Origin of the sequence: Streptomyces sp. SID13031 (genome assembly GCF_010548305.1) — a bacterium.
Classification (GTDB): Bacteria; Actinomycetota; Actinomycetes; order Propionibacteriales; family Kribbellaceae; genus Kribbella.
Window position 1 is genome coordinate 81,073 of the sequence record NZ_JAAGLV010000025.1, and the last position, 18,288, is coordinate 99,360.

Below are 18,288 nucleotides of genomic sequence, written 5' to 3' on the forward strand. Positions count from 1 at the left end.
CCCTTTACCTGCAGGGAAAACTCGCCCTTGCCGACACCCATACCGACCAGGCAGGAGACCGCTCGTGAGCAGCCTGACCACCGACCGGATCCGCGACCACGCCACCAAGCTCGGACTGACCCACCTCACCGAAGTCGTCACCCAGCTCGTCGAACGACCAGAGAACGCGCAGATGGGCTACCTCGACTTCGTCGACCTCCTCCTCGAAGAAGAACTCGGCCTGCGCGAGGGCCGCCGGTTCCGCAACGCACTCAAGCTATCCGGGCTGCCACACCACAAGAGCCTGGACGACTTCGACTTCGCGTTCCAGCCCGACCTCGACGCCCGCAAGGTCCGCGACCTGGCCACCCTCGAGTTCGTGAAAGCGAAGTCCAACGTCGTCCTGCTCGGACCGCCCGGGGTCGGCAAGACCATGCTCGCCGTCGCGCTCGCCATCGGAGCCTGCCAGGCACGGTTCTCCATCTACTTCACCACCCTGGACGACCTGGTCCGCCGGCTCCGCGCCGCCGAGGCCACCGGCCGGTTCAAGCGGCAACTCCAGGTCTACCTCCGCCCTGCCGTCCTCGTCGTGGACGAAGTTGGCTACCTCCCGCTCGACCAGGCCAAGGCCAACATGGTGTTCCAGCTCGTCTCCCGCCGCTACGAACGCGGCACGATGATCATCACGTCCCACAAGTCCTTCGCCGAATGGGGCGGCGTCCTCGGCGACGACGTCCTAGCCACCGCCATCCTCGACCGGCTCCTCCACCACTGCGACGTCCTCAACATCAACAGCCCCAGCTACCGGCTCAAAGACCGCCTCAACCTCGTCACCGGAGGCGAATCCATGCCACGATCACCACGCCGAGACCGACACATCAGGTCGTACACCAACCGACATACGAGGTAGTACGCCGACAACGAGGGGATAGCGCCGCGCCGGTAGGCAAGCTCCAAGGCAGCTGGGACTCGGGAGTCGGGCGCGTGCCTCACCTGGCGTTCGAGGGAACTGCGACCAAGGTCGAGAAGCGCCCTTCATCACGACAGGTGGAACTGTCCGTTTGACGCGTAATATCCGGTGACCCAGTAGATCAGCCGACGAATTCCAATGGCGGTTTGCACACCAGAGGCTATCAACGGCTTCAGAACGGAACTGCAAGAGTCGACATGAAAATTGATTTGCTTGGTGACCCAGACCGGGTCTGCACCCAACATCATGATGTTCAGCGGCGCAAAGTCATCACGCTCGTGGCTACGGCCATACAGATCGTTGGCCAAACGTCCAGCCAGGCTGTAGTGCCTGAGCGCGATCCTAATTCGACACAGCCACGGCAGAATATCACGGTCCTCCGTCAATATTAGCCTGCCCAAGTGAATGAAGTCCCCACCAAATGACCACCTGGCGTAACGGAGATATTCGTCGATGCTGGGAGGGGCTTTGCCGCAGCGTATGTCAATTCCCGCAATCCGTTCATAGAGCGTCGCATCCAGATTTCGATCAAACGCCTCCCGCCATAGCGATCCGACTGCGTGGAACAGCGGACGTTGAGACAGATCCCGGCGGATCTCACAGAGCAACGTCGCGAATTCGTCACCGTGGCCCAATCTCGCGCCATCAGCGATAGCGCGATAGCGCGCTTGGACCCCTTCGAACTCCGACATGGACATGGCACTCCGATCGAGTATGTGGTCGCCAGCGAGGAACCACATCGTTGACTTTGCACCCCGGACTAAATCATCTGTCGCCATGCCCGGCCACGAAAATGAATGCGCGACCCCGACTGGAACCACATAGGGCAATATACTTGGATATGGCGTAGCCCACTCCTCAAGCGCCCTAGTCAACTGGGTGACTCGAATTCCTATCGGAAGGAACGAGGACACCTCCGCCGCCATATCGATTTCGTCATTCAACCGGACCTCCACGTGGATATTCGTCATTGCCCAAACCTCCTACCGCCTGCTCATCTCCATACGCACGTTGCGACCGAGGCCCATCGCTGGCCCGCGTTGTTGCGGGACCCCTTGCTTCGGGTTAGGGCAAACAAATACCACCTGCCTCACCATCGCAGCAACGACCATACGAAGCTCCATCATCGCCAGATCGGATCCGAGGCATCGCCGAACGCCTCCACCGAACGGAAAAAACTCGGAGGAAGACCGACGTGTCTTCAGAAATCGATCCGCGTCGAAACGCAATGGGCCGGGATAAATATCCGGCTGATGGTGCGCCAAATAGATGCACGGCGTTATCTTGGTTCCCGCCGGCAGCCCGCGCCCGAAATATTCCCCATCCTCGCCCAGAATGCGGCTTCCCGCAATCGTGGCCGGCGGCGAGATGCGGAGAGACTCCCGACACACCGCATCGAGAAGCGGAACGTCTCTGCCGTCGGATCCATCGGAAGTCGTCGACTCAAGTTCTTCTCGAAGATCCGAATTCAATGCGGGGTTTTGGTCCAGCCAAAATAGTGTCCATGCGATCGCCGATGCTGTCGTCTCGTGTCCGGCAAAGAGAAGGGACATGATCTGGTCGACAAGTTCCTCATCGGGCAACATACCTAATGCGTGGTCACCCAAAATTAACAACTTGGCAAGACTTAAGTCGCCACTAGATACACAACGGTGCGCTTCAGCGAGCAACTCGCGGCGCAGTTGAGCTCGTCGATGAATGAACGGCCCCCAGGGCTGTACCAACGAACTCGGACCTCGGAGATAGCGATATGCCAAGGCCTTTCTGCGGGTGCCAAGCGCGCCATCGACCCAAGCGCCATAGCGATCAAGGATGCTATCGGTGGCACGTTCCCCGCCGACAACTATCCTTCCGACAATGTGCAGTGCAAGGCTTCTCGCCCAGTCAGCAAGAAGAAGTACAGTCGGTGTCCGAGATAGCTTCTCTATCGCATCGTCTGCAACAGAAGAAATGAGCGCGCGATAACCCATCAAAGAGCGGCCACGCATGGCCGGACCCAGTACTGCACGATATTCTACGTGGCGCTGGCCGTTAGCGAAGAGCAACGACGAGTTGCCAACCAACGGGCCCAGCGTCTGGCTACCTTCCGCGCACATTCGGGTGCCAGATCGAAATATCTGACCAACCGAATCCGGATCCCAGACCAGCAAATCGGGGGCCGACCTGTTTCCGAGGTTCAGTAATCCGACTTGGTCAGGCGGCAGCGAGTCCAGGAATCGCTGACCTCGGAGTGCGAAAAGGAGCCTGTTTCTATTCACAATGCCAACCTAGGTAGCTCAATCATGTGGTTTCGCATGGCGGCGGTCGGCCATGCCGATCACCAGCAGACGGGCAGCTCACGTAGTCCGCGAAGCAGCATCGCGGGACGCCAGGCGAGCGTACTCACAGGCACAGACAGTCGCAAATTCGGCAATCGGGTAAATAGTGCCTCGACCGCTATCCTGCCTTGCATTTTAGCTAGTGGAGCGCCAACGCACCTATGGATTCCGTGACCGAAAGCCAAGTGGGACTCTTTACCAATAAGCACATCCAATGTTCGGTTCGGCAATGGGCCCGCCGGATTCCGGTTCGCCGACGCTAGTGACACGAGAACGACCTGGCCCGCCGGAATGGTCACTGATCCGATGCGTACAGGTTCCACCGTAAAGCGGCGCATTGTAGTCTCGACGGGACTTCGCAATCGAAGTGCTTCCTCGATGACGTTCTCTGCTAGGTTCATATCTTTGAGAAGCGGGCCGATCTGCTCACGGTGGGTCAGGAGAAGATAGACACTGTTACCGATCAGGTGGGCCGCAGTCTCGAAACCAGACACTATAAGCAGAAAAAGTGTGGAGACAAGCTCCTCATCGTCGATTTCGCTCGAGCTTCTTGAGGCGATGATCAAGGCGGATATCAGATCGTCCCTACTACTGAGCTTTTGTTTTTCTTTGATGGTGTTGGTCAAATATTCGTTAAGCGAGCGACTGGCTGAGAGTCGGGTAACTGCGTTCGTTTCGCCGTTGGTGAGATTCTCCGTCCACCTACGTAGGTTTTCGGCGTCCCCAGCAGGGAGGCCAAGAAGCTTGCAAAGCATGCGCAGAGGCAATGGCAGGGCGAAATCAGTGATCAGGTCCGCGGTGCGATCGGGCGACTGCTCCATGCGGTCAATCAAATCCTCTGCAAGCTGGCTCACCTTCAGGTCGAGCGAAGCAATCTTCCGCGGGGTGAATTCGCGTGCTATAGCCCGGCGAAGTCGCGTGTGATCGGGTGGATCAGCATTATGCATGTGCTTGCCCATGTATATTCTGGTCTCTATCGGCACTCGCGAGGACTCTCGGCCGCCGGGGAGCATGTCGAGGTTCTTCGATAGCCTCAGGTCTGCGAGAGCTTGCTTTGCATCGGCATAGCGGGTCACCAGCCACACCCTTCCGGCAGGCGTGCTTATCGGGCGAACGGGTCCAATGTAAAGCTCCGGATTGTAGTACGGCCCAGGATCTGTGAGGAATTCGGCCTGGTCGACCTCAGAGGACCTCTTCATGACGGAATACAGTTCATGTGGAATGCGCTCCAGTTTCCGGCTCATTTTCAGCGCGGGCAATGAGTGGAATATTTGACATTGCGGCCAATATGTCCGGCTGGCTGATTGCCATATATAGTGAGCTGATCCGCGCCGCCTTTACCACCGCAAGCGGTGTATACAATTCCTTGTCGTGCCAGAGCGGCGGATGATCGTCAAGGCCGGTATGTGTAATGAGGAAGCCGGCGCCATGGGCAATAGCGGATTTTATGGCAAGAGACCGGTTTGGGATCTCCAAAGTGATCAGCGTCCGCACGGCGTAGGCTGTCTCCTCCACGGTGCCCTGCCAGCGCCCCCAAGACCCGTCTATGCGCTGAGTGTCCAGTATCCATCTCACTGTTCTAGTGAGGGTCGATGTTGCACTTAGCCCTAACCGCACCAGCGAAAGCGTGCAGCACATGGTGGCATAGTAAGGTGAGGCGTGCCATTTGTCTTGCCATGCGCCATCGCGCCCCTGGACATCTATCAACCAATGCATTACTTTGCTTATTGCGCCGCGCCGTCGACGTTCGGACACCGTTGCAAACAATCGGCGATCAGGCAGTATATCGAGGATGTGCGCATTGGTACTTGTAGATGGTGTCCGCTCACCCTCGAAGCACTGGAAGTATTCATCGCCCTCATAGTGAAAAAGGCAATCCGCGCTATGCGGCGCCCCTAGCTTTGAGAGGGCGTAGAGTGCTCCAGCAGTGTCGTCGGAGTCGGGTGGAAGTCCAAGTCCTGCTGGCGCGCCCTTGGTCGTGATCGACTGACTCAACTGCCGCAACATACGGGGCGAGACCGACACATCAACAGAGGCGGATGCGAACGATGACAGAACCCAAGCGACCTCGAAGACTGAGATTGGGCTGACGCCTGGGACTGGCCCTCCCAGGCGAGCCTGCGCCTCAACCAGGTAACTGACGGAGGATGAATCACTTTGTCGAGGGCTGCGCCCGAGCCAGGCCGCGGTGGCAGCCGGGGAACAGCCGACGCTGCCGTTTACTGGGAGGACGAACGATGCGTGGTGCGCACTGTCGCCCAAGAACTCGAGCGAGTGCCAGAACTTGGGTCCGATCGCGATGCCCCGGCGAGCACGGTCACGAAGTGCGTTGAGTAACTGGTCGTCCATGTGGGAGCGCGCGACGACGGCATGCGCCGGCATGACGTGCTTTCCTTGAGATCGCAACTCCTCCAGTCGATCATTGACTTCGCTGGCTAACCACGGAACAAGCAACTCCCATGCAATCATATCGGGCTCATCCGGTGCTGACGGAGAATTGTGGGAAGCTGCTAGTGATCTCAATCCCAGATCTATAGCCTCTCGACAAACAGGATCCGCGTCGTCGTCACGCCTGAATTCGACCAGCAGTGCCTCGATCGCACTTAAAGTGGGGGCAAGGGTGTAGCCAGCAGGACCGCCCCACGTACCGTCATCTTGTTGGCGGTCGATCAAGAATCGCACACGGCTGGCGTGCCCATCGAGCCACGGGGCAGACGAGACTAGGCGGGCTGACTCATAGACGGAGGGCGAAACGAGGCTGCCTGCTTCGGCGGCCAGCTCGTCGACGAGCTGCTGTGCCTCGTTGGCCAGTGTCGTGCGATGGTGGACAGCTTGGTAACTGCATTGCTCCATGGCAGCCCTTCTATCCATTCGGGTCGATCGCAACGAGATCCGGCGAGTCATCGGAGCCTGCCTAGCGTTATCCCGCGGCGCCGCTTCGACGTTGACATCTCAGGTGCCGTGTCACATGAGGGACTCCCCCTAACCTGCCCCCTAGAGGTCTAGGTCCGGCGGAGCCGGAGTTTTGGGTCAAGTTTCAGGCTGCGAGTCCAGCTTTTTGGGCGAGGTTGTCGAGGGCGGTCTGGTAGGCGCGGGTGGCTGTGGCGAGTGGGCCTGTGTTGGGGTGGCGAGTTGTGCGAGGCCGGTGCGGAGTAGCCGGTCGTGAGATTTGGTGAGGAAGAGGACGTGGTGGAGGCCGGTGTCGGTGACGTGGTAGCGGTGGGTGTGGGGGATGCGGGTGATCAGGCCGTGCTCACGGAGGCGGCGCAGGTCGTAGGTCATCTGGCCGGCGGATACCTGTTCGGGTTGTTTACCGAGTAGTGGTGCGGTGAGTTCGCGCAGGTCGCGGTTGCTGAAACCGTGGGGCAGTAACGGAAGACCAGTAGGGCGCCGAGCAGGGCATGAGCGCGTGGATCGGCGAAGCGCAGCCCGGCGACGCGTTTGCCGTTGCTGGTGGCGACCGGGTCGTTGACGGTGTGGAAGACCTCCGCGCCGCGGGCGGGATCATGGCTGAGTCGTTGGACGCCGAGCAGGCGCCGGTTGGCGGAGAAGCCGATCTCCCGCAGGGCGGGCAGATTACTCAGCCGTTTCCCGATCTCGAAATCGCGGGTGTCGTTCATGGTGGTCTCGGTTCGTAGCGCCCGGCCTTCCTTGTGGTACTGCTTGATCGTGGCGTGCTTGTAGTCGACGTGCAGGCTCGGGGTGACTCCTCGGTGATGACGCGGGTGCGGAACCGTCCCGGGGTGGTGCGCGGTCCGGTTCGTTTGAGTCTGCGGTCGAAGACCAGGCTGACCTGGTCGGGGCGGCCGATGTCGAGGTTGTCGCGGATGACTTGTCCGAAGAAGATCCGTCCCGACACCGGCCGGTCCAGCATCTGGGTCAAGGAGAACTCGGCCTGCAGGATCTCGGCGATGTCCAACAAGCTGAGCAGATGTACACCGCAGTCGCTCGAGCGACATCCCCACAAAGCTCCAACCGAATCCTGCGGCGACTATATTTTCAGGCACTGGTCGGGCTCGAGGGAGTCGCTCTGGCACGGTTCGACTACCATCGCGCTGAGTCGATTCTCAGTACGGCGCTATCGATCGGTCACTCAGCAGGAGCCACTCGGCACGAGCGTGCCCGCGCTCACAACGACCTTGCGATGACGTTCAAATACTCAGGTAATTCCAGCGAGGCGGCCATCCACAACCAACTGGCGCTCGACCTTCTCACCTAGCTGCTGGGCGCGCCACCACGCCGAGTTGGCCGCCATACAGCAAAACCTTGGTGTCCATCTTGGTGAACCTTGCGGTGCTCCGCCGTCGCGCTCACGGAGCTCGCGCGGGTCGAGTAGAGCATAGTACGACCTGGGTGCGCACCTGCAGTACGGTCTCGGCGATGGCCAACTCGTAGTCGCGGAAACACAGATGCGGATGTCCATACGTCGATCGGCTGGACTGAGCATCTGTTCGTGACGACGAACTCAACGGTCCAGCTTGCGACTCTCGACGACCAGTCTTGCGTCCGGCATCAGCTCGCTGAAGTCGGCGTGTGATCTCCGATGACGAGCATCGAGTCGCCGTGGATGCCAAAGCCATAGCGGTATTCAATGGACTGTCTGTAGGCCTCACGGATGAGGTCGGCGGGTGCGAATGTGGCGGCCATGACGATGTGGGTCGCCATCGAGTTGTGGAGATTGGTCAAAAGACCCGAGCAGTACTTGAGTTTGGTTCCTGGCGAGAGAAAGAGGTTGGTACGGGAGTCGCACGCGGCCGCGGGTACCGGAAGTGACTCCAGTACGCGCACCGAACTGGTACCGATACCGATGAGCCGCCTGCCTGTCCCCACGACGTCCCGGATCTGCCCGGCCGCTCGGTCGGTGACTGCGTACTCCTCGAAGTTCATCTTGTTGTCCGACAGCGGCATGTCGCCGTAGTCCGAGTCCCAGAAGTTCCAGCCGAACGACATCCACAGCGACACGCTGATCGTGTCGATCCCTCGCCCAGCCATCTCGACGAGCATCTCTGGAGTCAGTCTGCGGGCCGGCTCCGACACCAACACTGCACCGAGCCGCCGCGTCGTGATCGGGTTCAGTTCGTCCTCAGCGAGGTGCTCATGGTTGGTGTACCACGGATACATGAAAGCGCCATGTACGTCCAGCGATTGCCTGAGCTGGTCCTTCGTTGCCGCACAACGGATGAGCGCACGATAGCCGTGATAGCGATCCCGTTCGATCCAGTACTGGGCATCGAACTCAGCGATCCGATCGGGACCGAATGCGCTCACCGGTCCCAGGACCTCGCCGTCAATACCACCAGCCAGAGTGAACCGTCCCTCAGCCGGAGGGAATCCATCATCGGAGAGAACCATCGCCTCCCAAAGGTGTGAATCTTCCTGCAGGACGAAACAGACGTCCAGCGGTTGACCGGACTCGGCGAACCCGCACAGCCGGGATCGTGAGATCCCTGCGTCGTTGAGGACTATCGCGTCGTCGTCGGCCAGGAAGTCTCCCAGGTTGCGAAATCGGTCGTGCACGATGGTCTCGGAAGCAGCGTCCACCACGACCAGTTTCGCTTCGTCAGCTCCGCGGTGCTCTGAGTTGCGGAACAGCTCTTTGGGGATGTCGAACGCGAAGTCCGAGAAGCGCAGGTTCCCATCTGAAATATTGGACATGGGTCGGATCCTTTGAGTCGTCCAAGGCGCCAGGATGGCTGTCCCTCCTCCGTTGTACTGACGGGTCTTACCCGCAACGACAGGAACTCCCCTAGGACTTCCCCCTAGGAATGGACCGTTCCCACTTCGGTGGACCCGTGAGTAGCTGCCGCAGGGAACCCGTCCGCAACCACGGCGAGATAGGCAGCATCGCGGACCCTATGTTCCGCCTCTGGACGACCGACAGCAGCGGTCAGCAGGGCCGGTGACCCTTACCCCGAGTTGCGCGCACAATCGAATTTCAGCTTTCTCGACGGCGCCTCGTCTCCCCGAGCATCTAATCGAGGTCTCGGTACGGCTGGGTCTGCACGCGATCGCGTTGACCGATCACGACGGTTTCTACGGCGCGGCCCGCTTCGCCGAGACCGCTGCGACCTACGACGTGACCACCGTCAACCGCACCGAGTTCTCGCTGAGCCTTTCCGGCTCGCAGAACGGGGTCGCGGACCCTGAGGGCAGTCGCCCGTAGGACGTACGCGACAGGTCCGGCGCCGAGACGTCCGTATGGATTCGGCCGACCAACTGCCCATTCTCTGTGCGCGGCTCGATCCCTTGACGCGGCCCCAGGCTCCGACGCCCGAAGATTAGATAGAGCGGGACCGGAGTTCTGCCCAGGACACTCACGACCCGTCCATCGGCACCTTGACCATCTAGGGAGAGAAAACTCGAGTCGACTAGATCACACGCCGACCGCCCCCCGAGCACTCGGCACTCGGCGAAAGCAGGCCGAGGCCTAGTCAGGCTACCGAGCCGGCAGCAGGTTATCCACAGGATCGGACCGATAGTCCTGCCTCGTCAGCCGTCGAATCAGTAGCTTAGTGGCGAGTAACGGGTGGATCGGGAGGCCGACGGCGTCTCACTTCGCCGCAAAATGTCCGCAAATGTCTTAGGTTAGGTTTTGTGGCGAACGAACGGTTGCGGGCGGCGATGGTGGAGCAGGGGCTCACCAATCTCGCGCTCGCCGAAGAGCTCGATGTGAACGTGAAGACAGTCGTGCGTTGGGTCGTGGGTGACATCGTTCCCTTTCCCCGGAGCCGGCATCGGCTGGCGACCAGGCTAGGCCGCGACGAATCCTATCTCTGGCCGGACGCCCTGCCGCGGGACCGGGTCACCGCCGTATCGGAGAGCGAGATCATCCGGGTCTATCCGCACCGCTCCGACATGCCGAGAGATGACTGGCTTCGACTGTTCGAGTCGGCCACCAAAGAGATCGGGGTCTTGGTGTACGCCGGGCTCTTCTTTGCCGAGGACACCGGTCTCGAGCGGATCCTTCTCAAGAAGGCGAAGGCGGGGATCCGGGTCCGGATGATCCTCGGCGACCCGGACGACGCGCACATCGCCGAGCGCGGCGAAGAAGAGGGCATCGGCGACGGAGTCGCTTCCAAGATCCGCAACGCCCTACGCCTCTTTCGCAGGCTCAGAACGACCGACGGCATCGAATTCCGGCTACATCGCACAGTCCTCTACAACTCGATCTACGTCGTCGACGACCAACTACTGGTCAACACGCACATCTACGGACTGCCCGCAGCACGAGCCCCGATCTGGCATCTCAGGAAGGTGCCCGGAGGCGAGCTCGCGCACCTCTACCGGGAGAGCTTCGAGCACGTCTGGGATCTCGCCGTCCCACTGCCCGAGGAGGACTGATGGCCAGGAGAATCGACTACTACGACGACCCCGAGGCGCCGGCCGCGAACAGCATGGCGCCGTCGACCAACGTCATCATCGAGAACGACGCCGGCGAAATTCTGATGATCCGCCGCTCCGACAACGGTAACTGGGCCGTTCCCGGAGGCGCGATAGACCTCGGCGAATCACTCGCCCAAGCCGCGATGCGCGAGACGAAAGAAGAGTCCGGCATCGACTGTGAGGTGATCGATGTGGTCGGCATCTACACAGACCCCAAACACATCATCCTCTACACGAGCAACGGCGAGGCTCGCCAAGAGTTCTCGATCGTCGTACGGGCCCGGGCGACTGGCGGAGAGCTCACCCCGAGCTCCGAGTCCACCGAGGTCCGCTGGATATCCCGATCCGAACTCGCCGGCCTGACGATGGACCGCTCGATGCGACGCCGCATCGAGTACTACCTCCAGAACCCGGCCACGCCGTACATCGACTGACCCGTCAATCGCCGAAGGACAGCAGCGGTACGTCGTACAAGTCAGAACGCGGGATCCGAGTAGACCTCGGCGACTTCACCTCGACGACATACATCTCGGTCAGAAACTGGATCCTCGCGCCGAGGAGATGACTGGTATGCGCGGTGGCCGACTGCGCCTTCAGGCCAACTGACACGTGGATGTGGGGCCGCACAGTGCCTGTGGCCTTGTCATACGCCAGAGTGCCACCGCCGAACGCCTCGACGTTCTCGAGGTGAACTGAACTCCAGACCGGCGCATCTGGGTTGTCCAGCTTCTCGCAGGTGCCAACGAGCTGGACCTCGCGCAGGCCGGCGATGAACATCGGGATGAAACCCTGCCGGACGTCATGCTCGGCGCAGAACTCGGCCAGAGCGGTGTAGAAGTCGTCGCCATGGTCGAAGTGGACAGCGAAGGTCCGGCCCATGGTGAGCTCAGCTGCATGCAAGATAGGTTCCTTCGATCGCATCGATGTGGGCCACGTAACGGACCGCGGTATCAAGACCTCGAGTGGACAGATGACGACTCCGCGGCCGAGCGATCCCGTCGAGGCCCGCTACAGCCAACTCTTCACACCTGCCCCGGAACCACCGCCAGGACACGCCGAGGTAGTCAGCCATCGCTTCCAGCCTCCCCGCCGAGCACTCGAAGGCGATCATCGACTCTGCCGCAAGACGCCTGTCGATGTCCCGGTACGCCGAGTTGCGCCGTGGCCGGGCATCAACCCGCCAGATCCCCTCACCACCCAGCCAGTTGGCCTCGATCGCCTCATCCGCGAGAACAAAACCTCCAACCTCACCCATCGTGGAATCGGTGGTCAGCTCCACCGTGATCCCGAACGACTCCATCAGAGCCATCGCAAGCAAGAGAAGGACGTGCCATCGTGGTACCAGCCGGTGTCGCGAGAGTTGCTCGTCGAAATCACCGCCTACCGCGAGCGATACGCCGCAAAAGGTCGACGCCCGATTGGCGAACAGCCATCGGCCGACGCCTTCGCCCAAACGGCCCACTACCAACGTCTCAAGGCACTCCTGGACAGAAGTGCATGGCCGACGGACCTCGCCCGCACGGAGTCGATCGACGACTCGAAGATGCAAGTGGCCGATCGCATACCCGATAGTCGATCGACCGACGTCCAGAACCGTACGCCGTAGCGGTCACCGCCTTGCCTTTGCCGCCAGATCTGTGCCCAGTAGCGCCCCACAACCGGGGCACAAACCCGAACGCCTTCCGGTCACTGACTAGGAAGGGCTCAACGCTGCGATCGAGCCGGCGCTCACTGCCGGTTGAGCCGCCACAGCGCGCGGGTCCACGCGACGTCATACAACACCCACGCCAGATAAAGCGCGACCAGGATCGCCGACAGCGGGTCGTCGACGGCAGTAGTCAGTAGCCCGACTACCAGAACTCCAAAGACGAGCATTCCAAAGAACCCGGCGCGCGGACTGCGTCGTCCGAAGAACAACGCGTTCCATGCCTCATTGCCGATCACCACCACCACGGCCAAAACGGTCGCGCCACGGTCGCCCCGATCCAGCGACCGATACAGGACCACGGCTATCAAAACGTAGTAGATCGGGCCGACAAACAGGAACGCCCGGTACGGGATCAGCCACCACGGCCACTGAAGTTCGCGGAACCAGCGTAGAGCAGCCTTCGGCACGAACAGGTTTCCAAGCACTGCCGCCAACACCACAACGCCAGCCGTTAGCCCCGTCGCGACCCAGTTCACCCAGGTACTCTAACTGAGTGGGCCGGGCGGCCGAGCAGATCTCTTCCGACTGTCCAGCCGCCACGTCGACGCGGAGCGGGCCGACCTCCTGCCGCAACGGTTGCTCCAGATGATCCCGTGCGCTTTCGATGACGTCGCTGAGTCCATCAAGGGGCCTCGAGGTGAACCACCGCCGTTAATCGCCAGTTGTATTCGCATGAGGCGCTCGGCGCAGGTCGGCCGGGATCCCCGCCGACGTCGAGTTCACAACCAAACCAGCGCTGGACGCCGGCGTGACCGCGCGCTGGGTCGCCGGTGACGAGGTTTATGGCGCCGACCCGAAACTGCGTAAGACAGTGGAAGACCTCGGGTATGTGCTCGCGGTCGCCTATAGCCACCCGGTCCGCACCGGCGTGGGCAAGGTCCGCGCCGATCAACTCGCAGCCAGTCTGCCACGCAAGGCATGGCAGCGACTATCAGCCGGTCACGCCTCCAAGGGGCCGAGGTTCTACGACTCGGCCTGGATCAGCATCGAACCCGAACACAGTGACGCTCAAGGGCAGCGGCGACTGCTGATTCGCCGCAACAACACCACCGGCGAGCTCGCCTACTACCGCTGCAGGTCACCGACACCAGTGCCGCTACGCGAACTGGTCGGTGTCGCCGGCCGCCGCTGGACGATCGAGGAATCCTTCCAAACCAGCAAGACCCTCACCGAGCTCGACCAGTACCAGGTCGGCCGCTGGGACAGCTGACACCGCTGGACCATCCTCGCGATGCTCGCCTACGCCTTCCTCGCCGTCCTCACCGCGACCGAACGAGCCCAAACCTCAACCCCACCAGGCCTCATCGCGTTGACCCGCAACGAAATCCACCGCCTGTTCAACACCCTCATCACCGAACCGATACAAAACCTACGACACCGACTGCACTGGTCAACCCGGAGACGCCGACACCAACACCGCGCCCGAACCAGCCACTACCACCGCCAACAAGCCACCCCAACCACAGATCACGAACTACGACTGCCGTACTAGGAAGCTTCACGACTCCTATCGCCCAAGCTTCCTAGAAGTAGGGGAGATCTTAGGGGCGAGCCCACATGTTCGCGTGGTGACCCGGCATTGATGCTGGACCATCTGGTCCGCAGCAAGAGCGGACCTCATCCCAGAGGTGCCGACCATGTCAACAGCAGTCAACTCGTACCTGAACGTCCTCGTCGAAGAGAACGAGGCCTCGATGAGGCGTTTCAACGAAAGCGCACTGATGAGACTTCTGCGGGAGTCGGCGATTGAGAATGAGGCGGCGCAGACCCGATTCCTCGACTACTTCCAGTCCTGGTCCGATGAGTTTCAGCGAGTTATCGTGGTTCGAGCCAATTGTGAGGAGGGCGATGGGCCGCACGCGGAGCTGGCGCGTGAGCACCTCACTGAAGAGGTCGGCCACAACGAGATTCTTGCCGCCGATCGCGGCGCTGGTCGGCCCGCGAGGTGGGATCCGGTCGTCGCATGTGCATCAGCGTGGTTCGTGGATACGATGCGGGAGATCGACTCGCCGAACCGAACAGCTCTCGCGCACTTGGTGCTCGAAGGTTCGGGACTTGTATTCGCCACAGCTGCATGCAAAGTTTTGCCGGGGAAGTTCTTCGAGTTGCATGAAGGCGCGGACTTCGAGCACCTCAACATGGGGATTGAGCTCCTCGGCCGGGACCCGTCCTGGCTTCTGGAGGATTTGCTTGTCACTCTTCGCCAGGGCTGGGACGTAATCACCTTGCTGTGCAGTAGGTTGGCGTTCCTTGCGACTCGGGATGAATGAGATCTGTCGCCAACGGCCTCGCGTGATGCATTGCATCGTTCTACGCTGTGAGCGCGGGTATGCGAAGCATAGTGAAGCCTCCGCGCTGATCCGCCCAGTCCCGGCCGTCCACACCCAGTAAGACCGGCCGGTGTTCGCGCAGTTCCGCAAGATGGTCGCGGTCGCGCCGGAACGGATGTCCTCGCCGGCACGCAAACCAGTTCGGGCAGTATCCAGCGACTCAACGAGCCGGGCAAGCGCCTCCCTGTGCATCACTGCTCGGCGGGGGAAGCTTCGCGCCGAGCGGGTCTGGAAGTGAAGGAGGCACACACCTCTCCTTAGAAGTGGCGAAGGCTGAGCGTCGTACTGCGCGACCGCAGCCCGGCTGACCAGGTCCCTATCACCGAAAGTGATCGGAAATGGGTCATGATGGCCGTCCAAGGAGGTGTCTCTTAGTGTTCGGACCGCATAACAGGCTGGTTGAGGCCGCGCTTGCGTACGCCGCTGCGGGGATTGCAATTAGACCGGACGCTGCACTCGTACGGACGGCGACGCGCCTCTTTACGCACCTCAATCAGCGCGAGAGGATGGTTAGCCAAGAGAACCTACGAGCCGCGAACCCCGCCCCAAACCCTTACCAGCAAGCGGTTTCGCGCATCACCGACAATCAACGAGCAACCTCGGCCGCAAATCCTTGGGTCGCGGGTTCGAGTCCCACCCGCCCGACCATATGGTGAACCACAATGCGGCGGGCGCTGCCCTCACCTGCCGTGCATCCGCGCTCAAAGCGCGTGGATCCGGAATCGCCGGATACCGGCGGATACTTGCCGGGGAATGAGTCAGCGCCCCCGACCCGAGGGCCGAGGGTGCTGATCTCTGAAAGCTTGTCGCTGTCGCTGGACGTGCCTGTTTCGGAGTGACTCATCGTCGTCAGTTGCCAGGCTGTGAGCGTCTGGACTCTAGTTGTGGTTGCCGAGGATGAACCCGTCGATGAGGTAGATGGCGAGGTAGGCCATAGAGGCCAAGGCCCCGAGCACTACCGCCGCGATCGAGGCACGCGCTCCCGATGCCGCGCGGCGGCCGGCGAAACCCACCATGGCGCCGGCGACTCCGAGGACAAGCGGCAAGCCCGACCAGAACGCGGGCAGTGTGACCAGCGCGGCCGGCAGCGACAGGGCCAGAGCCGTGCCGCCCGCGCTCGTTCGCATCAGCGCTCTGGGCAAGACGAGGCCGTACACCCCGATGACCGCGACAAGGATGATCGGCGAGACGATGAGGATCTCGGTCAGATCATGTGCCCCGTAGACGGTTAACGCGAGGGAGACGACCGTAACCGCGATCGCCGCGACGGGGATGGCGCGGGAGCCATCATGTGAGCCGGGGGTGGTGACTTGGTGCGTGGTGGTCATGATCTGTGTCCTTTGTGAGGTGACCCGATGCCTTGAGTGTTCGCGGTCCGTGGTCTCAGGTCGTCCGCCTCGGGAGCGGTAGCGAGGTCACTCGTGCGGGCGATGCCGGTGTCATGCGCTGGAGTGATCACAGTTCGCTCGTTCGCGCCTACCGTGGTTCCCATGAACGCCGTCGAGCGGCTCCGGCACCAACCAGACACGGTGCTGTCGGTGACTCTCGCGGCAATCATTGCCGTGGAGGTTTCGGCGTTCGAACCCGCAGAGCAGACAAAGGCGCTCCCTTTCGCTATCGTCGCCGGCCTAGCTCTGGCTCTGCGCCGCCGCCTGCCTCTGCTCGCCTTCCTCCTCGCGTGGCTCGGCCTCGCCGGTCTGTCCGTGTTCGCGATCGGGTTCGACAACGACTCGCTGTCGTTCGTCGCGATCTTCCTGATCGCGCACTACTCACTCGGCCGGTGGACTACCGGCGTCGAGGCGGGCGCGGGAGTGGTGTGCGTCCTCGCCTCGACGGTGGCCTTTACCCTCGGCGATGCGGCGACCAATGACGGCGTGTCGAATATCGATGTGGGAGACATCGCCTTCGCGCTCGGGATCGTCGCCGGCCCCTGGGCGGCAGGGCTCGCAATCCGACTACGCCAAGAGCGTGAAGTCGCCCTGAAATCCGTCAATCAGCGGCTCGAGACCGAGCGGAACGAGTTGGCCCGCCGCGCCGTGATCGCCGAGCGAGCCCGAATCGCCCGGGATCTGCATGACGTTGTCTCCCACGCCATCTCGGTGACCGTCATCCAAGCCCGAGGCGCTCGCCGGACACTCGGCCACGACGAGGAAGGGGTACGGCGCGCGCTCGATGCCATCGAACACACCAACGCCCAAGCCCTCGGCGACATGCGCCGATTGCTCGCCGTTCTCCGCGACGCCGAGGGCGACAGCCCGGCCAGCCCGCCTCCGTCGTTGACCAGGCTGGACGACTTGCTCGACGACGTACGGCGATCCGGACTCGACATCACCCTCGAAGACAACGGCCACGGTCCCGATATACCGCCAGGCGTCGACCTGTCCGCATACCGGATCGTGCAGGAAGCGTTGACTAACGTGCTCAAACACGCCGACGCAGCGACGGTGCGGATACGCCTGGAGTACAACGCCGACTCACTGACCCTGACTGTCTCGGACGATGGAACCCTTCCCCCAACCGACGGGCAACCACCAGGACACGGACTCATCGGCATCCGCGAGCGAGTCTCCGTTATCGGTGGTGAGGTCGAGGCCGGCCCCGCGCCAGGAGGCGGCTACATCATCACGGCGCGCCTGCCGTACTTCGTGGAGTCATCGTGATCCGCGTCGTCATCGCCGACGACCAGCCGTTGGTCCGCACTGGACTACGCATGATCCTGGCCGTCGAGCCCGACATTGAGGTGGTCGGCGAGGCGGCCGACGGCATCGAGGCCGCGACACGATGCTCCGAAACCAAGCCAGATGTCGTACTCATGGACGTCCGAATGCCGCACATGGACGGCATCGCATCGACCCGGCTGATCACTGCTCAGACAGACCCGCCGCGGGTGCTGATGCTCACCACCTACGACCTCGACGAAGTGGTGTACGACGCCTTGCGGGCTGGCGCGAGCGGCTTCCTGCTCAAGGACGCGCCGGAGGAGCGGCTTACCACCGCGATCCGCGTGGTCGCCGATGGCGGCGCGCTCTTCGCGCCGAGCGTGACCAAGCGACTCATCGAAGAATTCGCCCGCCAGCAGCCAGCGCAGCCGGCAGCGACCCTCAGCGACCTGACCGTCCGGGAGACCGAAGTACTGCGCCTGATCGCACGCGGTCTCAGCAACACGGAGATCAGTGCGGCCCTGTACGTCACCGAAAACACCGTGAAGACCCACGTAGCCCGGATCCTCATGAAACTCGAACTGCGGGACCGAGTGCAGGCCGTGGTCGTGGCCTACGAGTCCGGGCTAATACGACCCTCCGGCAGCCAGGCAGGAAACAAGTCGCGATAGCCAGCGGCCCACGACACAACAGGCAGCCACCGCACTCGGAACGAGTCTTTCACCGTCGTGGGCGCTCCCTGCGCGCCAGCGTCATCTGCCACCGCACGATCCTTCTGCCGTTCAGGCACTCCCGTACGCCAACGAAGGGACGCTGCACTAATCACACGATCCCAACTGCCGCGGGCCAGACGTCCTCGACGCTCGGGCAAGTTGAGGCCGTCTGCGCGCAGGCCTACCCAGGTCTGCGCGTCGGAGTCCATCGAGCAACTGTGGAGCAC

The 18,288-nt window shown here is 61.8% G+C and carries 20 protein-coding genes; 8 read left to right on the forward strand and 12 right to left on the reverse strand.

Going from position 1 to position 18,288, the window contains the following annotated elements:
- Window positions 1–64 precede the first annotated feature (64 nt).
- Window positions 65–889 carry an IS21-like element helper ATPase IstB gene (gene istB / locus G3I17_RS35435; RefSeq protein WP_164603007.1) on the forward strand — a complete coding sequence of 275 codons (825 nt, stop codon included), beginning with the start codon at window positions 65–67 and terminating at the stop codon, window positions 887–889.
- Window positions 890–1,017: 128 nt separating this feature from the next.
- Here the strand turns inward: istB and G3I17_RS35440 are convergent, their stop codons facing one another.
- The 8 genes from G3I17_RS35440 to G3I17_RS35465 all read right to left on the reverse strand — a co-directional run bounded on the left by G3I17_RS35440 (window position 1,018) and on the right by G3I17_RS35465 (window position 8,922).
- Window positions 1,018–1,920: a hypothetical protein gene (locus G3I17_RS35440; RefSeq protein ID WP_164603009.1), complete on the reverse strand. Its 903-nt coding sequence runs from the start codon at window positions 1,918–1,920 to the stop codon at window positions 1,018–1,020.
- A 12-nt stretch (window positions 1,921–1,932) separates the two neighbouring features.
- Window positions 1,933–3,012 (reverse strand): cytochrome P450, encoded by a 1,080-nt coding sequence (locus G3I17_RS35445; RefSeq protein WP_164603012.1) that lies wholly within the window; start codon window positions 3,010–3,012, stop codon window positions 1,933–1,935.
- Window positions 3,013–3,266: 254 nt separating this feature from the next.
- A complete protein-coding gene (locus G3I17_RS42385; RefSeq protein WP_164603013.1) occupies window positions 3,267–4,343 on the reverse strand; it encodes a cytochrome P450 in 1,077 nt (358 codons plus the stop codon).
- Window positions 4,344–4,479: 136 nt separating this feature from the next.
- Window positions 4,480–6,120, reverse strand: a complete 1,641-nt coding sequence (locus G3I17_RS35455) for a prenyltransferase/squalene oxidase repeat-containing protein (RefSeq protein WP_164603015.1) — start codon at window positions 6,118–6,120, stop codon at window positions 4,480–4,482.
- Window positions 6,121–6,297: 177 nt separating this feature from the next.
- The gene (locus G3I17_RS40160) at window positions 6,298–6,549 is read right to left on the reverse strand and encodes a hypothetical protein (protein ID WP_203591214.1); all 252 of its coding nucleotides are present in this window, start codon (window positions 6,547–6,549) and stop codon (window positions 6,298–6,300) included.
- Window positions 6,546–6,887: a hypothetical protein gene (locus G3I17_RS40165; RefSeq protein WP_203591215.1), complete on the reverse strand. Its 342-nt coding sequence runs from the start codon at window positions 6,885–6,887 to the stop codon at window positions 6,546–6,548. The genes G3I17_RS40160 and G3I17_RS40165 overlap by 4 nt, the downstream gene beginning before the upstream one ends.
- A complete protein-coding gene (locus G3I17_RS40170; RefSeq protein WP_203591216.1) occupies window positions 6,884–7,186 on the reverse strand; it encodes a hypothetical protein in 303 nt (100 codons plus the stop codon). Before G3I17_RS40170 ends, G3I17_RS40165 begins: the two co-directional genes overlap by 4 nt.
- A gap of 593 nt (window positions 7,187–7,779) precedes the next feature.
- A complete protein-coding gene (locus G3I17_RS35465) occupies window positions 7,780–8,922 on the reverse strand; it encodes an S-adenosylmethionine:tRNA ribosyltransferase-isomerase (protein ID WP_164603017.1) in 1,143 nt (380 codons plus the stop codon).
- A 358-nt stretch (window positions 8,923–9,280) separates the two neighbouring features.
- Between G3I17_RS35465 and G3I17_RS41875 the strand changes: the two genes are divergently transcribed.
- From G3I17_RS41875 to G3I17_RS35480, 3 genes are all read left to right on the forward strand, one after another.
- Complete coding sequence (locus G3I17_RS41875; RefSeq protein WP_203591217.1) at window positions 9,281–9,430, forward strand: hypothetical protein; 150 nt, start codon at window positions 9,281–9,283, stop codon at window positions 9,428–9,430.
- A 431-nt stretch (window positions 9,431–9,861) separates the two neighbouring features.
- The gene (locus tag G3I17_RS35475; RefSeq protein ID WP_164603019.1) at window positions 9,862–10,608 is read left to right on the forward strand and encodes an XRE family transcriptional regulator; all 747 of its coding nucleotides are present in this window, start codon (window positions 9,862–9,864) and stop codon (window positions 10,606–10,608) included.
- Window positions 10,608–11,084 (forward strand): NUDIX domain-containing protein, encoded by a 477-nt coding sequence (locus tag G3I17_RS35480; RefSeq protein ID WP_164603021.1) that lies wholly within the window; start codon window positions 10,608–10,610, stop codon window positions 11,082–11,084. Before G3I17_RS35475 ends, G3I17_RS35480 begins: the two co-directional genes overlap by 1 nt.
- Window positions 11,085–11,088: 4 nt before the next feature.
- On the opposite strand, the gene G3I17_RS35485 is transcribed toward G3I17_RS35480, so the two are convergent.
- The 3 genes from G3I17_RS35485 to G3I17_RS35495 all read right to left on the reverse strand — a co-directional run bounded on the left by G3I17_RS35485 (window position 11,089) and on the right by G3I17_RS35495 (window position 12,834).
- Window positions 11,089–11,550 (reverse strand): PPC domain-containing DNA-binding protein, encoded by a 462-nt coding sequence (locus G3I17_RS35485; protein WP_164603023.1) that lies wholly within the window; start codon window positions 11,548–11,550, stop codon window positions 11,089–11,091.
- Window positions 11,537–12,103, reverse strand: coding sequence for a hypothetical protein (locus G3I17_RS35490; protein ID WP_164603026.1), 567 nt, complete (start codon window positions 12,101–12,103; stop codon window positions 11,537–11,539). Before G3I17_RS35490 ends, G3I17_RS35485 begins: the two co-directional genes overlap by 14 nt.
- Before the next feature lie 275 nt (window positions 12,104–12,378).
- Window positions 12,379–12,834, reverse strand: a complete 456-nt coding sequence (locus tag G3I17_RS35495; RefSeq protein WP_164603028.1) for a tryptophan-rich sensory protein — start codon at window positions 12,832–12,834, stop codon at window positions 12,379–12,381.
- Window positions 12,835–13,106: 272 nt separating this feature from the next.
- Here G3I17_RS35495 and G3I17_RS35500 point away from each other — a divergent pair, with 272 nt between their 5' ends.
- Together G3I17_RS35500 and G3I17_RS35505 are read left to right on the forward strand one after the other, a co-directional pair.
- Complete coding sequence (locus G3I17_RS35500; RefSeq protein WP_164603030.1) at window positions 13,107–13,568, forward strand: hypothetical protein; 462 nt, start codon at window positions 13,107–13,109, stop codon at window positions 13,566–13,568.
- Between the two features lie 427 nt (window positions 13,569–13,995).
- Window positions 13,996–14,628, forward strand: a complete 633-nt coding sequence (locus G3I17_RS35505; RefSeq protein WP_164603032.1) for a hypothetical protein — start codon at window positions 13,996–13,998, stop codon at window positions 14,626–14,628.
- Between the two features lie 938 nt (window positions 14,629–15,566).
- On the opposite strand, the gene G3I17_RS35510 is transcribed toward G3I17_RS35505, so the two are convergent.
- Window positions 15,567–16,016, reverse strand: coding sequence for a hypothetical protein (locus tag G3I17_RS35510; RefSeq protein WP_164603034.1), 450 nt, complete (start codon window positions 16,014–16,016; stop codon window positions 15,567–15,569).
- Window positions 16,017–16,178: 162 nt separating this feature from the next.
- On the opposite strand from G3I17_RS35510, the gene G3I17_RS35515 reads away from it, so the two are divergent.
- Window positions 16,179–17,348 (forward strand): sensor histidine kinase, encoded by a 1,170-nt coding sequence (locus tag G3I17_RS35515; protein ID WP_164603036.1) that lies wholly within the window; start codon window positions 16,179–16,181, stop codon window positions 17,346–17,348.
- The gene (locus G3I17_RS35520) at window positions 17,342–18,019 is read left to right on the forward strand and encodes a response regulator transcription factor (RefSeq protein WP_164603080.1); all 678 of its coding nucleotides are present in this window, start codon (window positions 17,342–17,344) and stop codon (window positions 18,017–18,019) included. Before G3I17_RS35515 ends, G3I17_RS35520 begins: the two co-directional genes overlap by 7 nt.
- Window positions 18,020–18,288 lie beyond the last annotated feature (269 nt).

Excerpts from the sequence above, each read along its gene's own strand:
- G3I17_RS35480 (WP_164603021.1), top strand. The coding sequence starts at position 10,608 with ATGGCCAGGAGAATCGACTACTACGACGACCCCGAGGCGCCGGCCGCG.
- G3I17_RS35465 (WP_164603017.1), bottom strand. The coding sequence starts at position 8,922 with ATGTCCAATATTTCAGATGGGAACCTGCGCTTCTCGGACTTCGCGTTC.
- G3I17_RS40165 (WP_203591215.1), bottom strand. The coding sequence starts at position 6,887 with ATGAACGACACCCGCGATTTCGAGATCGGGAAACGGCTGAGTAATCTG.
- G3I17_RS35440 (WP_164603009.1), bottom strand. The coding sequence starts at position 1,920 with ATGACGAATATCCACGTGGAGGTCCGGTTGAATGACGAAATCGATATG.
- G3I17_RS35510 (WP_164603034.1), bottom strand. The coding sequence starts at position 16,016 with ATGACCACCACGCACCAAGTCACCACCCCCGGCTCACATGATGGCTCC.
- G3I17_RS35505 (WP_164603032.1), top strand. The coding sequence starts at position 13,996 with ATGTCAACAGCAGTCAACTCGTACCTGAACGTCCTCGTCGAAGAGAAC.
- G3I17_RS35515 (WP_164603036.1), top strand. The coding sequence starts at position 16,179 with ATGAACGCCGTCGAGCGGCTCCGGCACCAACCAGACACGGTGCTGTCG.
- G3I17_RS35455 (WP_164603015.1), bottom strand. The coding sequence starts at position 6,120 with ATGGAGCAATGCAGTTACCAAGCTGTCCACCATCGCACGACACTGGCC.
- G3I17_RS40160 (WP_203591214.1), bottom strand. The coding sequence starts at position 6,549 with ATGACCTACGACCTGCGCCGCCTCCGTGAGCACGGCCTGATCACCCGC.